General features: G+C 76.0%; 12 protein-coding genes. 8 read left to right on the forward strand and 4 right to left on the reverse strand.

The features are described 5' to 3' along the window. The first annotated feature begins 7 nt into the window (after positions 1-7). Entirely contained in the window at positions 8-1,153 is a 1,146-nt protein-coding gene (locus ACZ4TG_RS02470) for a S1 family peptidase (protein WP_468159453.1), read from the forward strand. Here ACZ4TG_RS02470 and ACZ4TG_RS02475 read toward each other — a convergent pair. Both ACZ4TG_RS02475 and ACZ4TG_RS02480 read right to left on the reverse strand, forming a co-directional pair. Then, a complete protein-coding gene (locus ACZ4TG_RS02475) occupies positions 1,107-1,502 on the reverse strand; it encodes a hypothetical protein (protein WP_468159454.1) in 396 nt (131 codons plus the stop codon). The two genes, ACZ4TG_RS02470 and ACZ4TG_RS02475, sit on opposite strands and share 47 nt — an antisense overlap. Positions 1,503-1,615: 113 nt before the next feature. Next, positions 1,616-2,566, reverse strand: a complete 951-nt coding sequence (locus ACZ4TG_RS02480) for an AEC family transporter (RefSeq protein WP_468159455.1) — start codon at positions 2,564-2,566, stop codon at positions 1,616-1,618. 213 nt (positions 2,567-2,779) lie between these two features. Here ACZ4TG_RS02480 and ACZ4TG_RS02485 point away from each other — a divergent pair, with 213 nt between their 5' ends. The 6 genes from ACZ4TG_RS02485 (at position 2,780) to ACZ4TG_RS02510 (ending at position 8,689) form a co-directional block, all read left to right on the forward strand. After that, entirely contained in the window at positions 2,780-3,847 is a 1,068-nt protein-coding gene (locus ACZ4TG_RS02485; RefSeq protein ID WP_468159456.1) for an MDR family NADP-dependent oxidoreductase, read from the forward strand. Beyond that, positions 3,834-4,178: a MerR family transcriptional regulator gene (locus ACZ4TG_RS02490; RefSeq protein ID WP_468159457.1), complete on the forward strand. Its 345-nt coding sequence runs from the start codon at positions 3,834-3,836 to the stop codon at positions 4,176-4,178. The genes ACZ4TG_RS02485 and ACZ4TG_RS02490 overlap by 14 nt, the downstream gene beginning before the upstream one ends. A gap of 125 nt (positions 4,179-4,303) precedes the next feature. Further along, positions 4,304-5,629 (forward strand): sensor histidine kinase, encoded by a 1,326-nt coding sequence (locus ACZ4TG_RS02495; RefSeq protein WP_468159458.1) that lies wholly within the window; start codon positions 4,304-4,306, stop codon positions 5,627-5,629. Then, entirely contained in the window at positions 5,626-6,306 is a 681-nt protein-coding gene (locus ACZ4TG_RS02500) for a response regulator (protein ID WP_468159459.1), read from the forward strand. The genes ACZ4TG_RS02495 and ACZ4TG_RS02500 overlap by 4 nt, the downstream gene beginning before the upstream one ends. Positions 6,307-6,437: 131 nt before the next feature. Beyond that, positions 6,438-7,481, forward strand: coding sequence for an alpha/beta hydrolase (locus tag ACZ4TG_RS02505; RefSeq protein WP_468159460.1), 1,044 nt, complete (start codon positions 6,438-6,440; stop codon positions 7,479-7,481). Then, on the forward strand, positions 7,478-8,689 hold the full coding sequence (locus ACZ4TG_RS02510) for an acyltransferase family protein (RefSeq protein ID WP_468159461.1): 1,212 nt from the start codon (positions 7,478-7,480) through the stop codon (positions 8,687-8,689). Before ACZ4TG_RS02505 ends, ACZ4TG_RS02510 begins: the two co-directional genes overlap by 4 nt. Positions 8,690-8,732: 43 nt before the next feature. Here ACZ4TG_RS02510 and ACZ4TG_RS02515 read toward each other — a convergent pair whose 3' ends face one another. Further along, positions 8,733-9,155 carry a DUF350 domain-containing protein gene (locus tag ACZ4TG_RS02515; protein WP_266953118.1) on the reverse strand — a complete coding sequence of 141 codons (423 nt, stop codon included), beginning with the start codon at positions 9,153-9,155 and terminating at the stop codon, positions 8,733-8,735. A 103-nt stretch (positions 9,156-9,258) separates the two neighbouring features. On the opposite strand from ACZ4TG_RS02515, the gene ACZ4TG_RS02520 reads away from it, so the two are divergent. Beyond that, positions 9,259-11,385 (forward strand): GNAT family N-acetyltransferase, encoded by a 2,127-nt coding sequence (locus ACZ4TG_RS02520; RefSeq protein ID WP_468159462.1) that lies wholly within the window; start codon positions 9,259-9,261, stop codon positions 11,383-11,385. Here ACZ4TG_RS02520 and ACZ4TG_RS02525 read toward each other — a convergent pair. Continuing rightward, positions 11,292-13,256 carry an AMP-binding protein gene (locus ACZ4TG_RS02525; RefSeq protein WP_468159463.1) on the reverse strand — a complete coding sequence of 655 codons (1,965 nt, stop codon included), beginning with the start codon at positions 13,254-13,256 and terminating at the stop codon, positions 11,292-11,294. The two genes, ACZ4TG_RS02520 and ACZ4TG_RS02525, sit on opposite strands and share 94 nt — an antisense overlap. Positions 13,257-13,395 lie beyond the last annotated feature (139 nt).

A 13,395-nucleotide genomic window follows, 5' to 3' on the forward strand; every position in this document is an offset into this window, starting at 1 on the left:
GCTCCGCATGCGACGCACGTTGACGATGGCAGCGGCCGCCACCGCTCTGGCGCTGCTGGGCGGGCCGCTGCCGGTGGCGGAGGCCGGGGCCTCGCAGGCCCCCGGCCGGTGGTCGGCGCGGGAGGCGCAGTCCTTCTGGACGGCCGAGCGCATGGCCTCCGCCACCCCGGCGCCACCCGCCCCCGGCGCCCCGCCGGCGCCGGCAGCCGCTGCGACGCCCGCACCGGCGGCCGGGCCGGCCCCGGCGGCTGCCGCCGCCTCCCCCGCGCCCGCCGCCACGGCGCCGGGCACCACGGCTCCCACCGGAACCGCTCCGGCGACGACCCCCGCCGTCGCCCCCGTGCCCACCGTCGCCCCGGGGCCCGGCCCCGCGATGACCACGCAGCCGGCCCCGGCCGACGGCACCATCGGCGCCGTCACGGCCGTCGGCCCCGGTGTCGGCCAGAACTTCGACGGGATCCCGGTCGTCGGCCGGATGTTCGTCATGAAGGGCGCCGGCGCGTACTTCTGCACCGCCAGCGTGGTCTCCTCCCCCGGACGCAACCTGGTGCTCAGCGCGGCGCACTGCCTGCTCGGCACCGACACCCGGCAGGTGGCCTTCGTACCGCGGTACACGGCCGCGAAACCGCGGCCGTACGGCATGTTCCCGGTGCTGCGCGACGCCAAGGGGCGCTCGAAGGTGTGGATCCACCAGCGCTACCGCAGCCAGGGCGCCGACCGGGCGGCCACCCTCGACGTGGCGTTCGCCCAGGTGGGGCCGGATGCCAAGGGCCGCCCCGTCGAGTCCGTGGTCGGCGGGAACCGGCTGCTCGTCAACGCCGGTTACACGCATCCCCGGGTCAGCCTGATCGGCCATCCGGCCGGGGCGGCCCGCCCCCGGGTGTGCGTCAACAGGACCACCAAGTTCACCAGCACCGACCCGCGCAGCCCCGGATCGTTCCTGCGCATCGACTGCACCGGATATCCCGGCGGGACCAGCGGCGGGCCGTTCATCACGCACTACGACCCGAAGACCCGGACAGGGGAGGTGATCGGGGTGATCGGCGGCTGGAAGACCGGCGGGCCCACGGCCGACACCTCGTACAGCTCCTACTTCGGCACGGAGATCAGGACGTTGTACCGGACGGCGGTCGCCGCTGCGGCGGCGGTGTGAGCACCCGTACCCAGCGGGTCCGGCGCGGATTGCCGACCGTACGCGGCGTGGCCGGCAGCCCGTCGACGGTCAGCGGGTCGGCCGGCGCCAGCTCCAGCTGCCGGCGCAGCTCCGCGAGGGCGGTGTGCACCGGGGCCAGGATGACCTCGGCGCGCGGGTCGACGTACGCGAGCGCGTGCGCGGTGGTCTCGATGGTCTCGGCGGCGTCCTCGGCCGCGGTCCGGCTCCATCCGCCCGGCCGGCCGGTCCCCCAGGGCGCGACGGCGTCGTAGAGGTGGCAGGCGGCATCGGCCGCGGCGTCGGCCCGTTCACCGACGCCCGGCGCCGCGATGGTCGGCAGGAGCTCCATGCCGGGTCAACGAGCGGAGCCCGCCGGGGGGAACGAGCGGACGGCCACCGGATCCGCCGGCCCCGCGGCGGCCGGCGGGCCCACGGACCAGACGGCGGCGGCGACCGTACGGGTCATGAGGCGGCGACGGTCTGCAGCCAGACGGGCAGCAGCAGGAGGGAGACCACCGAGCTCTTGATCACGAGCGAGGCGGAGAGGTCGACGCCCACGTCGTAGCGCTGCGCGAAGATGAACAGGTTCTGCGGGGTCGGCATCGCGGCGATCAGCACGAGGTACGCGAGCCAGTCGCCCCGTACGCCGAACAGCGCCCCGCACACCAGCCAGGCGAGCAGCGGGAACCCGAGGCACTTGAAGCCGATCAGCAGCAGTTCCTCCCGCGTGGTCCCCCGGACGTCCAGCCCGAGCCCGCCGAGGTGCAGGCCCAGGGCGAACAGGGCGACCGGGGAGGCGCTGTCACCGACGAACGCGGCCCCGTCCAGGACCACCCCCGGTACCCGGACCGACAGCAGGTTGAGCAGGATCCCGGCGTTGCAGGCGAGGACGAGCGGGGTGGCGAGGGACGCTCCGACGGCCCGTGCGAGCCGTCTGCCGGGGCCACCGGATCCCGCGCCGGCGCGCCCCAGTTCCATGATGGCGATGACCACGAGGGACAGGACGCAGACCTGGAAGAGCAGTATCGGGAAGATCGGCGCGGCCGTGCCGAACACGGTGATGAAGACGGGAACGGCGAAGTACGCCGTGTTCACCTGGACTCCCGCCATCACCCGCAGCGCGACCGCGCGGGGCTCGCGTATCCCGTACGCGACGGCCGCGAGGGCGACGGCGGCGACCGCGAGGGCGGCGGCAGCGGCATAGCCGCCGACGGCCCGCCAGTTGAACAGGGCCGCGAGGTCGCTGGCGTAGATGTTGCCGAAGAGGTAGCAGGGGACCGCGAAGAGGAAGGCGTAGTCGGCGAAGGCCTTCGAGGCCTCCGCCGGGACCGTCTTGCGGCGCGCGAGCAGCACGCCGCCGCCGAAGGCCAGCAGCACCGGCACCAGCTTCTCGAGCGCGGCTGCCGTGCCCATGCGTTCCGGCTCCCCCGTGTGCGGTGATCATCCCGACCGGCGCAGTCTATGCCGGGCGCCAAAGCCCCCAGCGGGCGGCCGAAGGGGCCGTCCCGCCGGCCCGGGCACCTTCGCGGGCTTGACCCTGACGTGCGGGTCAGGGGTTAGCGTCGGCGCACCCGAGCGGCGGGCACCTTCCGGTCCGCCGCCCCGCACCCTGCCGAGGAGCCCCGGATGGTCATGGTCCTGCCCCGCACCGCACGTGAGATCCGGCTGTCCGCCCGGCCCGAAGGGCTGCCCGAGCGGGGGGACTTCGCCGTCGTCGAGAGCCCGGTGAGGGAGCCGGGGCCGGGGCAGGTCCTCGTCCGCAACCGCCACTTCCTGGTCTTCCCGGGCCTGCGCACCCTGATCGGCGGGGAGGTGGAGGACCTGCCGCTGCCGCCGCTGCGCGCCGGTGACGCGCTGTTCGGCCCGGCGGTCGGCGAGGTCGTGGCAGCGCCCGCCGGTGGCCCGCTGCGGCCGGGGGACGCCGTCGCGCACATGCTGGGCTGGCGGGAGTACGCCCTGGTGGACGCCGCCGACTGCACCCCGCTGGGCGACACGCTGCCCGATCCGGTCGCCCACCTCGCCCAGGGCAGCGCTCCGTACGGCGCGCTGACCCGCCTCGCCGAAGTCCGCCCCGGTGACACCGTTCTGGTCACCGGGGCGGCGGGCGCGGTGGGTTCGCTGGCGGGTCAGATCGCGCGGCTGCTCGGCGCGGGAAGGGTGATCGGCAGCACCGGTTCCGCGGGGAAGGCCGAGCGGCTGGTGTCCGAGCTCGGGTACGACGCTGTCGTCCTACGGGGAACCGCGCGGCCCTTCTCCGCCCAGCTCGCGCAGGCCGCCCCCGACGGGATCGACGTCCTGCTGGACACCGTCGGCGGTGAGCAGCTGGCCGCGGCCCTCGGCGCGGCCCGGCCCGGCGCCCGCTTCGCCCTGGTCGGCGCGCTGTCGGGCCAGCTCGCCGCGCGGCGGGCCGGCGGGAGCGCGCCGGTGGAGATCGATGCGTTCCGCCTGGTCGTCCGGGGCGTCTCGCTGCGGGGGTACAGCGGCACGGACCACCCGGAGGTGGAGCGGGAGTGGGCCGCGCGCTTCGGGGGCTGGCTGCGTTCCGGCGAGATCCGCTTCCCGCACGCCCTGGTCCCGGGCATCGATCGCGCGCCCCGGGCGTTGGAGGAGTTGATGGCGGGGCGGCACTTCGGGGCCGTGGTCGTGGAGTGCGCGGGCCGGGGCGACGGGGTGGGACGGGATGCGGATCGGTGAGGCGGCGGCAGCGGCGGGGACCACGCCGAGGGCGCTTCGGTTCTACGAGCAGCGCGGACTGCTCCCCGCGCCCGCCCGGACGCCCTCCGGCCAGCGGGAGTACGGGCCGGGGGAGGTCGCCAGGGTCCGGGTGATCCGCGATCTGCTGGCCCACGGGTTCACCGTCGAGGACCTGCGGGGGGTCGCGCACCGGCTGCACGTGCTGGCCGACGGCGCGCCGGCCGGGTGCGGCGGTGGCGGGGTCGTCGGGGACCGGCTCGCCGCGCTCGACGCGGAGATCGCGCGGCTGACCCGGCTGCGGGCCCGCCTCGCCCGCCGGGCCGGGCTGTAAGGGCCGGCCCGTAGGGCGCTCTCGCCGGCTGCGGCGCGGTACCCCGGCGGCTGTAGGGCGACGCCTACGGAAACAGCGGCGCGCGCCGGCCGCGTCGCGGTGGCTGCGCATAGGGTGGGCTGATCATGAGCAAGACGCCCCGGGCGAAGGCCCGTACACCCGCGGCCGCCCGGGGAACCCGCGCGCTCGCGCAACTCGCGGTGGCGTTGCGTACGCCCGCCCGGGCGGGCGAGCCCCTGTTCGCGCGGGCGCCCAAGGCCTGGCAGCGGATCCTGCCCTTCGCGGTCGTCGCCGTCTTCGTGGTCACGCTGCTGCCGGTGACGATCGCCGTGCTGACCAACGACTACAAGGCGGGCGGCGGCTGGGCGGGCGCCCTCGGGGTGGCGCAGACCGTTCCCCTGCTCCTCGCCGTGACCCGGCCGCTGCAGGCCTGGGGCATGGTGCTGGCCGCGGACGTGGCCGCAGCCGTGGTGCTGAGCCACGCCGACCAGGTGGCCGGGCACAGCTGGCCGTGGCCGCCGATGACCATCGTCGGCTACCTGGTGCTGATGGTCTGCCTGGGGCTGCGCGAGTCCGTCCGGAACCTGGTCGCGGTGTGGCTGGTGACCGGCGCGGCCGGGGTGGTGCTCGGGTTCTTCCAGCCCGACGGGGTGACGAACACCACCGCGCTCCTCTTCGTCCTCGGCGGGTCCTTCCTCGCGCTGACGGGCGCCCTGCGCGGGCTCGGCGACGCGCAGCAGCGGATCGCCGAGCAGGAGAGCATCAGCGAGGCCGAACGGGCCCGCCGCACCCTGCTGGAGGAACGGGCCCGTATCGCGCGGGAGTTGCACGACGTGGTGGCCCACCACATGTCGGTGATCACGGTGCAGGCCGACTCCGCGCCGTACCGGCTGCCCGGCATGGCGGAGCCGGTGCGCGAGGAGTTCGAGGCGATCGCGGCCAGCGCCCGCGAATCGCTGGGCGAGATGCGGCGGCTGCTGACGGTGCTGCGCGGCAACGGCGGCGACGGTCCCGGCGGGGAGCGGGCCCCTCAGCCGGGCATCGGCAGGCTCCAGCAGCTGGTGGAGGCGACCGTACGGGCGGGGCAGCCGGTGGAGTTGTCGCTGGCGGCGGGAGCCGCGGAAGCCGCGCCGCCGGCCGTGGACCTGTCGGCGTACCGGATCGTGCAGGAGGCCCTGGCGAACGTGGTGCGGCACGCGTCGGGGGCGCGGACCCGGGTGTCGGTGACGTACGACGCCGAGGCCGCCGAGGTGCTCGTGCTGGTGGTCAACGGCCCGGCCCCGGGCGCCGTGGTGGCGCTGGAGGCCTCCGGTACGGGGCACGGCCTGGTGGGGATGCGCGAGCGCGTACGGTTGACGGGCGGCACGCTGGACACCGGCCCGCTGCCCGACGGCGGCTTCCGGGTCGCCGCCCGCCTGCCCCTGAACGAGCCGAACGAGGACGCCAGTTGACCATCCGCGTGATCATCGTCGACGACCAGGCCATGGTGCGGGCGGGGTTCGCCGCCCTGTTGTCGGCGCAGGCAGACATCGATGTGGTGGGCGAGGCGCCCGACGGGCGGCAGGGCGTGCAGGTCTCCCGCACGGTGCACCCCGACGTGGTGCTGATGGACGTCCGGATGCCGGAGATGGACGGGCTGACGGCGGCCCGCGAGATCCTCGATCCGCCGCCGGGCGTGGTGCACCGGCCGAAGGTGCTGATGCTGACCACGTTCGACATCGACGACTACGTGTACGAGGCGCTGCGCGCGGGCGCCTCCGGGTTCCTGCTGAAGGACGCCCCGCCGGCCGACCTGATCGCGGCGGTCCGGGTCGTCGCCTCGGGTGAGGCGCTGCTGGCCCCTTCGGTGACCCGCCGGCTGATCGCTGACTTCGTGCAGCAGCGGCCGGCGCCGCGCAAGGACCCGACGCTGCGGCTGAACGGACTGACCCCGCGTGAGACCGAGGTACTGGAGCTCATCGCGCGCGGGCTGTCGAACCAGGAGATCGCCGCGCACCTGGTGCTGGCGGAGCAGACGGTGAAGACCCACATCGGGCGGGTCCTGGGCAAGCTCGACCTGCGGGACCGGGCCCAGGCGGTGATCTTCGCCTACGAGGCGGGGCTGGTGCGGCCGGGCGACAGCGCCTGAGGGGCCGGGGGGAGACCGGGTCTCCTCCACCCCCTACCGGGGTATGACATCCGACTTGGCTCCACGGTCCGACGTACGGTCCGGTACCTCCTTCCTACCTTCCTCCTCGTCACGAGGAGAGGAGAAGGGGCATGCGCCGCTTCGCAAGGACGCTGGTCGCCGCCGCCGTATCGGTGGCCGTGGTCGCGGGGACCGCCGGATGGGCTTCGGCCGACAGCCAGCGGGTGGTCACCGGGCCGCCGCCGGGCACCGCCGCCTGGCGGGCCGACACGGTGTCCGGCCGGGCGCTGCCCGATCCGGCGCAGGCCTCGCCCCGCGAGGTCTCGGGGTTCTTCGCCGGGCTGGACGAGGCCGGGCGGCGGGAGCTCCTGAGGCGCCACCCGCTGGTCGTGGGGAACCTGGAGGGGGCGCCGCTCCCGCTTCGGTACGAGGCCAACCGGCTGGCGGTCACCGCCACGGGCGAGGCCCGGTTCGCCTCCCTGGCCGGGCCCGGCCGCCAGATCCTGGCCTTCGACCCGCGCGGCCGCGGCCAGGTCGCGGAGGTGTTCGGGGATCTGGCGCACGCGGCTCACGTGTCGGTGATCGTCCCGGGCTCCGACAACGACGCCACCACGTACGACGCCCGGCGCACCCCGCACACCGGCCCGGCCGGGATGGCCCGGGCGCTGCGGGCGGCGACGGGCGGGGACACCGCCGTGATCGCCTGGACCGGATACACCACCCCGGTCGGCGTCGGCCTGGACGCGGCCGACGGACGGCTCGCCGAGGCGGGGGCGGTCCGGCTCGCGGCCTTCACCGCCGGACTGGACGCGGTGGGCGCCCCCGACCCGGCACTGTTCTGCCACAGCTACGGCTCGGTGGTGTGCGGGCTCGCGGCCCGGCACACCGACGCCCGCGACCTCGTCGCCTTCGGCTCGCCGGGGATGCGTGCGAGGACCGCCGCCGGGCTGGGCACCGGCGCCCGGGTGTGGGCGGCGCGCGGCCCCTCGGACTGGATCGCGGACGTGCCGAACGTCGAGTTCGCCGGGATCGGCCACGGCGCCGACCCCACCTCCCCGGCGTTCGGTGCCCGCCGGGTGCCCGCCGCCGATGTGAAGGGCCACACCGGCTACTTCACCCCCGGCACCCAGTCGCTGGCGGCCTTCGCCTCGATCGCGAAGGGAGAGGCCCGATGAGCGCCATGACCCTGCTGCGGGCGACGGCCGGCCGGATCGAACGGCAGACCCCCGCCCACCGCGACCGGGCGGTCGACGGGCTGCGGGCCCTGGCACTGCTGGCCGTGCCGACGGGGCACTGGCTGCTCGGCGGGTTCACCCTCGACGAGGGGGGCGGGCTGCACAACGCCAGCCCGCTGTCGGCGTTCGGCGGCCTGGCCCCGGCCAGTTGGGTGCTCCAGATGCTGGGCATCTTCTTCCTGGTCGGCGGGTACGCGTCGGCGCTCTCCTTCCGGCACCGTCCGGGCACGACCGGCGCCTGGCTGAAGGGCCGGATCGCCCGGCTGGGGCGGCCGGTGCTCGGGGTGACGGCGGTGTGGGCGCTGGCCGCGCCGGTGCTGTACGCGGCGGGGGTGCCGGAGGCCACGCTGCGGACCGGGGCGACGCTGGTGATCCAGCCGCTGTGGTTCGTCGGGGTGTACGTGGTGATCACCGCGCTGACCCCGTACTGCGTGCGGGCGGCCCACCGGATGGGCGGGTGGGCGGCGGCTCCGCTGCTCGGATCGGTGGCGGTGGTGGACTTCCTGCGCTACGGGCCGCTGTCCGACTCGGTGCCGTCCTGGCTGTCGCTGCTGAACATCCTGCCGGGCTGGCTGTTCGCGTACCAGCTGGGCGTGGACTGGGGCGAGCGGCGGATCGGCCGGCGCGGGGCGTGGCTGCTGCTGGCGGGCGGGGCCGTACTCTTCGCGGCGCTGCTGGCGCTCTTCCACTATCCCGCGTCGATGGTGGGCGTACCGGGCGAAGCCCGGACCAACTCGCACCCGCCGTCGCTGCTCGTGCCGGCCCTGGCGGCGGCCCAGTCCGGGGCGGCGATCCTGCTGCGGGACCGTCTCGCGAAGCTGCTGGCCCGTCCGGCGCTGTGGGCGCCGGTGGTGGTGATCAACCTGTGCGCGATGACGATCCTGTGCTGGCATCAGACGGCGATGCTGGCTGCGGCCGTTCCCGCGTCCTTCGCGGGAGAGCTGGCCGGCCTCACGACGGCTCCGGAGAGCCCGGGGTGGATCGCGGCGCGTCTCGCGTGGATGCCGCTGTTCGCCGCGCTGCTGGTGGGCATCGCCCGGTACGCCCGCCGGTTCGAGCAGCCGTGGACCAGGGCGACGGCGGTACGGCGGACCGTGGCGGGGCTGCTCGCGGCGGGGTTCGCGGTGTTCGCCCTGGGGCTGGCGTAGCGGCCCGGCCCGGCCTCGTGCCGAGCGGGGCCGGGGCCGGCCGTCAGGCGATGGAGGCCGCGACGATGGCGGCCACGGCGAGGTTGCAGGAGGCCGTGACCCAGACCGCCGGGTGGGGTTCGGGGTCGACGACGATGGCGCCGAGCTTGCCCGGGGTGACCAGGTCCAGCACCAGGAAGGCCACCGCCATCAGGACCAAGCCGAGCAGGCCGAAGGCGGCGGTGGACAGCAGGCCCTTGCCGAAGTCGTCGTACGTGGTCCAGATCGAGGTGAAGACGATCCCGCCGATGCCGAGGAGCGCGGAGCTGAGCAGCAGCGCGGCATTGCGGTTGCGCTCCTCCCAGATCTGCTTGGGGAGCTTCCCTGGCGTCAGCACGTCCACCAGGACGATGCCGAGGATCAGCAGGACCAGACCGAGGGCGCCGAACGCGCTGGTGCGGCCAAGTCCGTTGATGATGTCGCTCATTGAGAAGCCTGTCTCCGCGTGGGTAGTGAGGGAGGGTGTACCTGCCGTGTGGGTGGCCGAATCTATCGCACGGCCAGGCGGTGGACCATGGGGAGGTCAGGAAATGGCAAAGCTCAGGGCCGCGCGGGCCGAGGAGGCCGGGGCGCTGTCCGAACTGGTGCTGCGCTCCAAGGCGTACTGGGGCTACGACGCACGGTTTCTGGCCGACTGCGCGCGGGAACTGCGGATCCGGGCCGGGGAGGTCGCGGACCGCCGGATCGTGGTGGCCGAGGACGGATCCGGGACCGTGCTGGGGCTGGCGTCGCTGGAGCTGGAGCCGTGGCCGGGGTTGGGGCCGGGGCCGGGGTCGGAGCCGGGGTCGGAGCCGGGGTCGGAGCCGGGGCCGGGGTCGGAGCCGGGGTCGGGGCAGGAGCCGGATTCGGAGCCGGAGCCGGAGCCGGAGTCGGTAGACGGGTTTCGGCCGCGGCCGGCACGGGAGGCGCCGGGCTCCGGGCCGCGGGCGCGGCTCGGGCTGCTGTTCGTGGACCCGGCGGCGATCGGCCGGGGCATCGGCCGGCTGCTGTACCGGGACGTGCTGCGCCGGGCGGTCGGGCTCGGGGTGCGCCGGCTGCTGATCGACTCCGATCCGCACGCCGTCGGGTTCTACCGGGCGATGGGCGCGGTGGCCGTGGAGGGCGGCCCCGACGGGCTGGTCCGCTTCGAGGTGGCGCCCGCCCCGGCGGCCGGCTGGGCGCGGGCGTGGACCGGTGGGGGTCCGGCGGTGCACGTGGGCAACGTCGCCGAGTTCAACGCCCAGTTCGGGGATGCCTCCCTGGACCGGGAGCAGCGGGCCGCGCACCACTACGCCTGCCTGGCCGCCTTCTACAGCCCGCAACCCGCCGCTCTGGTGCTGCCCCTGGCGGTACCGGCCGGCTGGACCCGGCTCGTCGGCCGGCAGCTGGAGTGGGGGGAGGTCGAGGTGTACGACGGGCTCGTGGAGCGCGGTGCCGGCCTGTCGGACGCCGTACGGGCCCGGCCGGCGCTGGCCGCGCGGCTGACGGGGGCCGCGCTGCCCCTCGTACCGTGGGGGCTGACGGAGCCCTTCGGGCTGCTGTCGGGCCGGCCGTGGCAACCGCGGGAGCTGCGGTACGAGTCCAAGTCCGCGGCGCACGCCCTGTTCGGCCAGATCCTCGCGGGCGGGGGCCACCCCCGGATCACCCTGCCCGCGCAGTGGAGGGCCGGCACCCGCCGGGCGGCGGTACGGCTGCTGTCGGCCAGGGCGGCGCGCGGCGAGAGCACCGTCCTCAAGTCGGAGCACGGCGTCGGGGGTTCGGGCACCACCCTGGTGACGCCCGGGGAGGTCCGCGCGGCGGGCGGGGCCCGTGCGGTGCTGCGGCGGCTGCCGCGCGGGCCGCTGCTGGTGGAGGAGTACGTGGCCGGCCCGGTCGGTGCGGGCGCCCCGCGCGACCTGACGTACGACGGGTTCGTGGACGGCGCGGGCCGGGTCCACGAGGTCGGCGGGGCGGTGATGGACGTGGCCGACGGGGGCTACCGGGGTGCGACCGTCGGCCCCGGCACGGTGCCGCGCGAGGTGGAGCGGCCGCTGCTGACCTTCGGGGCGGCGGTGGGCCGGGAGCTCGCGGCGGCCGGCTACCGGGGCTGGTTCGACGTCGACTTCGTCGCGGACGGGGCGGGGCGGCTGGCGCCGACGGAGACCAACCTGCGGCTGACCGGGCCGTCGGTCGCCTTCATGGTGGCGGCCCGGCTCGACGAGCTGCGGGGCGCGGGGCACCTCGTGCGCATCGCGGACCGGGTGGAGCTGGGGGCCAGGCTGCCGGAGGCCCAGTTCGACGAGCTGTGCGCGGACCTGGCGCGGGAATGCGCGGAACTCGGGGCGGTGTTCGTGCCGGCGATCCCGACCGGGGCCTTCGATCCGGCGCCCTGGCTGGGCGTGCTGGTGGCCGCGCGCAGCAGGGCGGTGCTGGACGCGGCCGAGGCGCTGGTACGGGCCCGGGCCCTGGGGGTCGGCGAGGCGCTGGGACTCGGGGACGGGGGGTGGGCCGGAGGCGGGGACGGGGACAGGCACGGAGGCGGGGCCGGGGCCGGGGACGCGCCCGCGTCGGCGGCCCCGGCCGGCCGGGCGGACGAGCTGTCGGCTCAGTCGTCGAAGTCGAAGGCCGAGCGGGGCTTGCGGGTGACGTACACGGCCAGGACGGCGCCGGCGATCATCAGGGGGATGTTGAAGGCGTAGACCAGCGCGGCCTGGCGGGGCCAGTCCTGTTTGGCCGCCAGCCGGTAGAGGTTGTCCTGGGGCCACCAGGCGGCCAGCAGGTACACCACGGCGAGGTGGGCGGCCGCGGTGAGCCGCGGGCCGCGGCCCTGGCTGCGCATCCGGGCGCGGCCGGTGAACAGGAACAGCACACCGGCGGCGAAGGCCGCGCACTCGAACAGGTAGAGGATGAAGAAGAGGGGCGCCCAGGGGCCCGGGATGCCGGTGAGGTCGGTGGAGCCGGGCCAGAACACGTCGGTCAGCAGCAGGGCGACGAGGCCGAGGACGAACACCCCGCAGCCGGTGGCGCAGCCGCTCGGGAACTCCCCGCTCCCCGCCGCCGCGTACTTGCCCCCGCTCTTGGTGCCCTTCACGGGGCCGGTCAGCCGGGGCGGCTGCGGCAACGCGGCCCTGTTCTCCTGACCCGCCCGGTTGCGCGGCAGGGCCCGCAACCGGACCACCGCGCGCGGGGTCTGCTCCGCGGGCACCTTGTCCCGCAGGTGGTCGCGGAGCCGGTCGGGGTCCGGCAGTCCCGCGCCCGGGGGCCAGGCCTGGGCGCCGGCGGGCGGAGCGAGGTAGGCGACGAGCCGCCGCGAGCCCGGTCCGGCGTCGACCTCGGCCACGAGGGCGGAGCCGACGTCCTGGTGGCCCCGGATCAGGGATTCCAGGGAGTGCGGGTCGAGGGGGTGGCCGTCGAGGGTGATCCGGTCGCGGATCCGGCCGCGGAACTCCAGCAGCCCGTCGGGACGCAGGTGTACGAGGTCGCCGGTGGGGATCGCGTCGGTCCCGTCCGGCGGTGTGAGGCGGAGCTCGCCGTTCCGGAGGTCGGCCCGGCAGCCGGGGAAGGGGCGCCCGATCAGGGAGAGTTGCTCGGGGTCGTCCAACGGGCCGGGAAGCTGGGGAAGTTCGAACCAGGTGCCGGTGCCCGCGGACTCGGTGGGCCCGTAGACGTTGAGCACGCGTGCGCCGGGCCGGAGCCGGGCCTGGAGGGCGGCCTGCTCGTCGAGGTAGAGCCGGTCCCCGGTGACGGCGACCAGCCGCAGCGAGCGCAGTGCCGCGTCGTCCTGCCGCGGGATGTCCGCGCCCGGGCGGGCACCGGCGGTGGGCTCCTTCCGCCCGGGGACGAGCAGTCCGGTGGCGCCGGCCGGATCGGTGTGCACCACGGTGACCTGCTCGGCCTCGACGGCCCGGCGGACCGCGTCGGGCGTCCAGGGCCCGCCCTCGGGGAGGACGAGGGCGCCGCCCGAACACAGGGCCCGCGTCCAGCCGGTGGCGAAGGCCGTGATGTCGGTCCCGGCGGTGATCAGATGCCGGTCCCGGGGGGTCAGCCGGGCCACCTCGGCCCAGGCCTCGTACGCCGCGAGCAGCAGGGCGTGGGTGAGCGCCACTGCGCGCGGCTGGACTCCCCCGGTGAACACCTGCGCCGCGTCCTGGGCCGCGGGGCGCGGGGGCGGCTCGACGGGGTGTGCGGCGATCGCGGCGGCCTCCGCGCCGAGGCGGACGAACCGCAGGCCGCGGCCGTCGTCGAGGCGGGCCTGGTGTGCCGCGTGGGTGAGGACGGCGAAGGGGTCGAGGCCGCGCAGCCGGCGCGGTCCGGTGCCCGAGCCCTCGACGTCGAGGACGGTGTAGGCCCCGCCCGCCTTCAGGATGGCGAGGAGCGCGACGAGGAGTTCCGTCTGGCGGGCCGTCCCGATGGCCACGAGGCCGCCGGGCGGCAGGCCCGCCGCCAGCAGGTGGTGGGCCAGCTGGTTGGCGCGGGCATCGAGCTGCCCGTACGTGAGGCTGTGCGTACCGGCGATGACGGCGCGGGCCCCGGGGGCTTCGCGGGCCCGCTCCTCGAAGCGGTCCAGCACCGTCCCGACGGACGGCCGGACGGTTCGGGAGCCGGCGGCGGGGACGCTCGTACCGGGCGGATCGGGAACGGGAACGGACGGGGCGGAACGAACGGGTGGACCGGACGGAACGGGTGGACCGGACGGAACGGGCTCTGAT

This window comes from Streptomyces sp. NPDC028314, assembly GCF_055565795.1.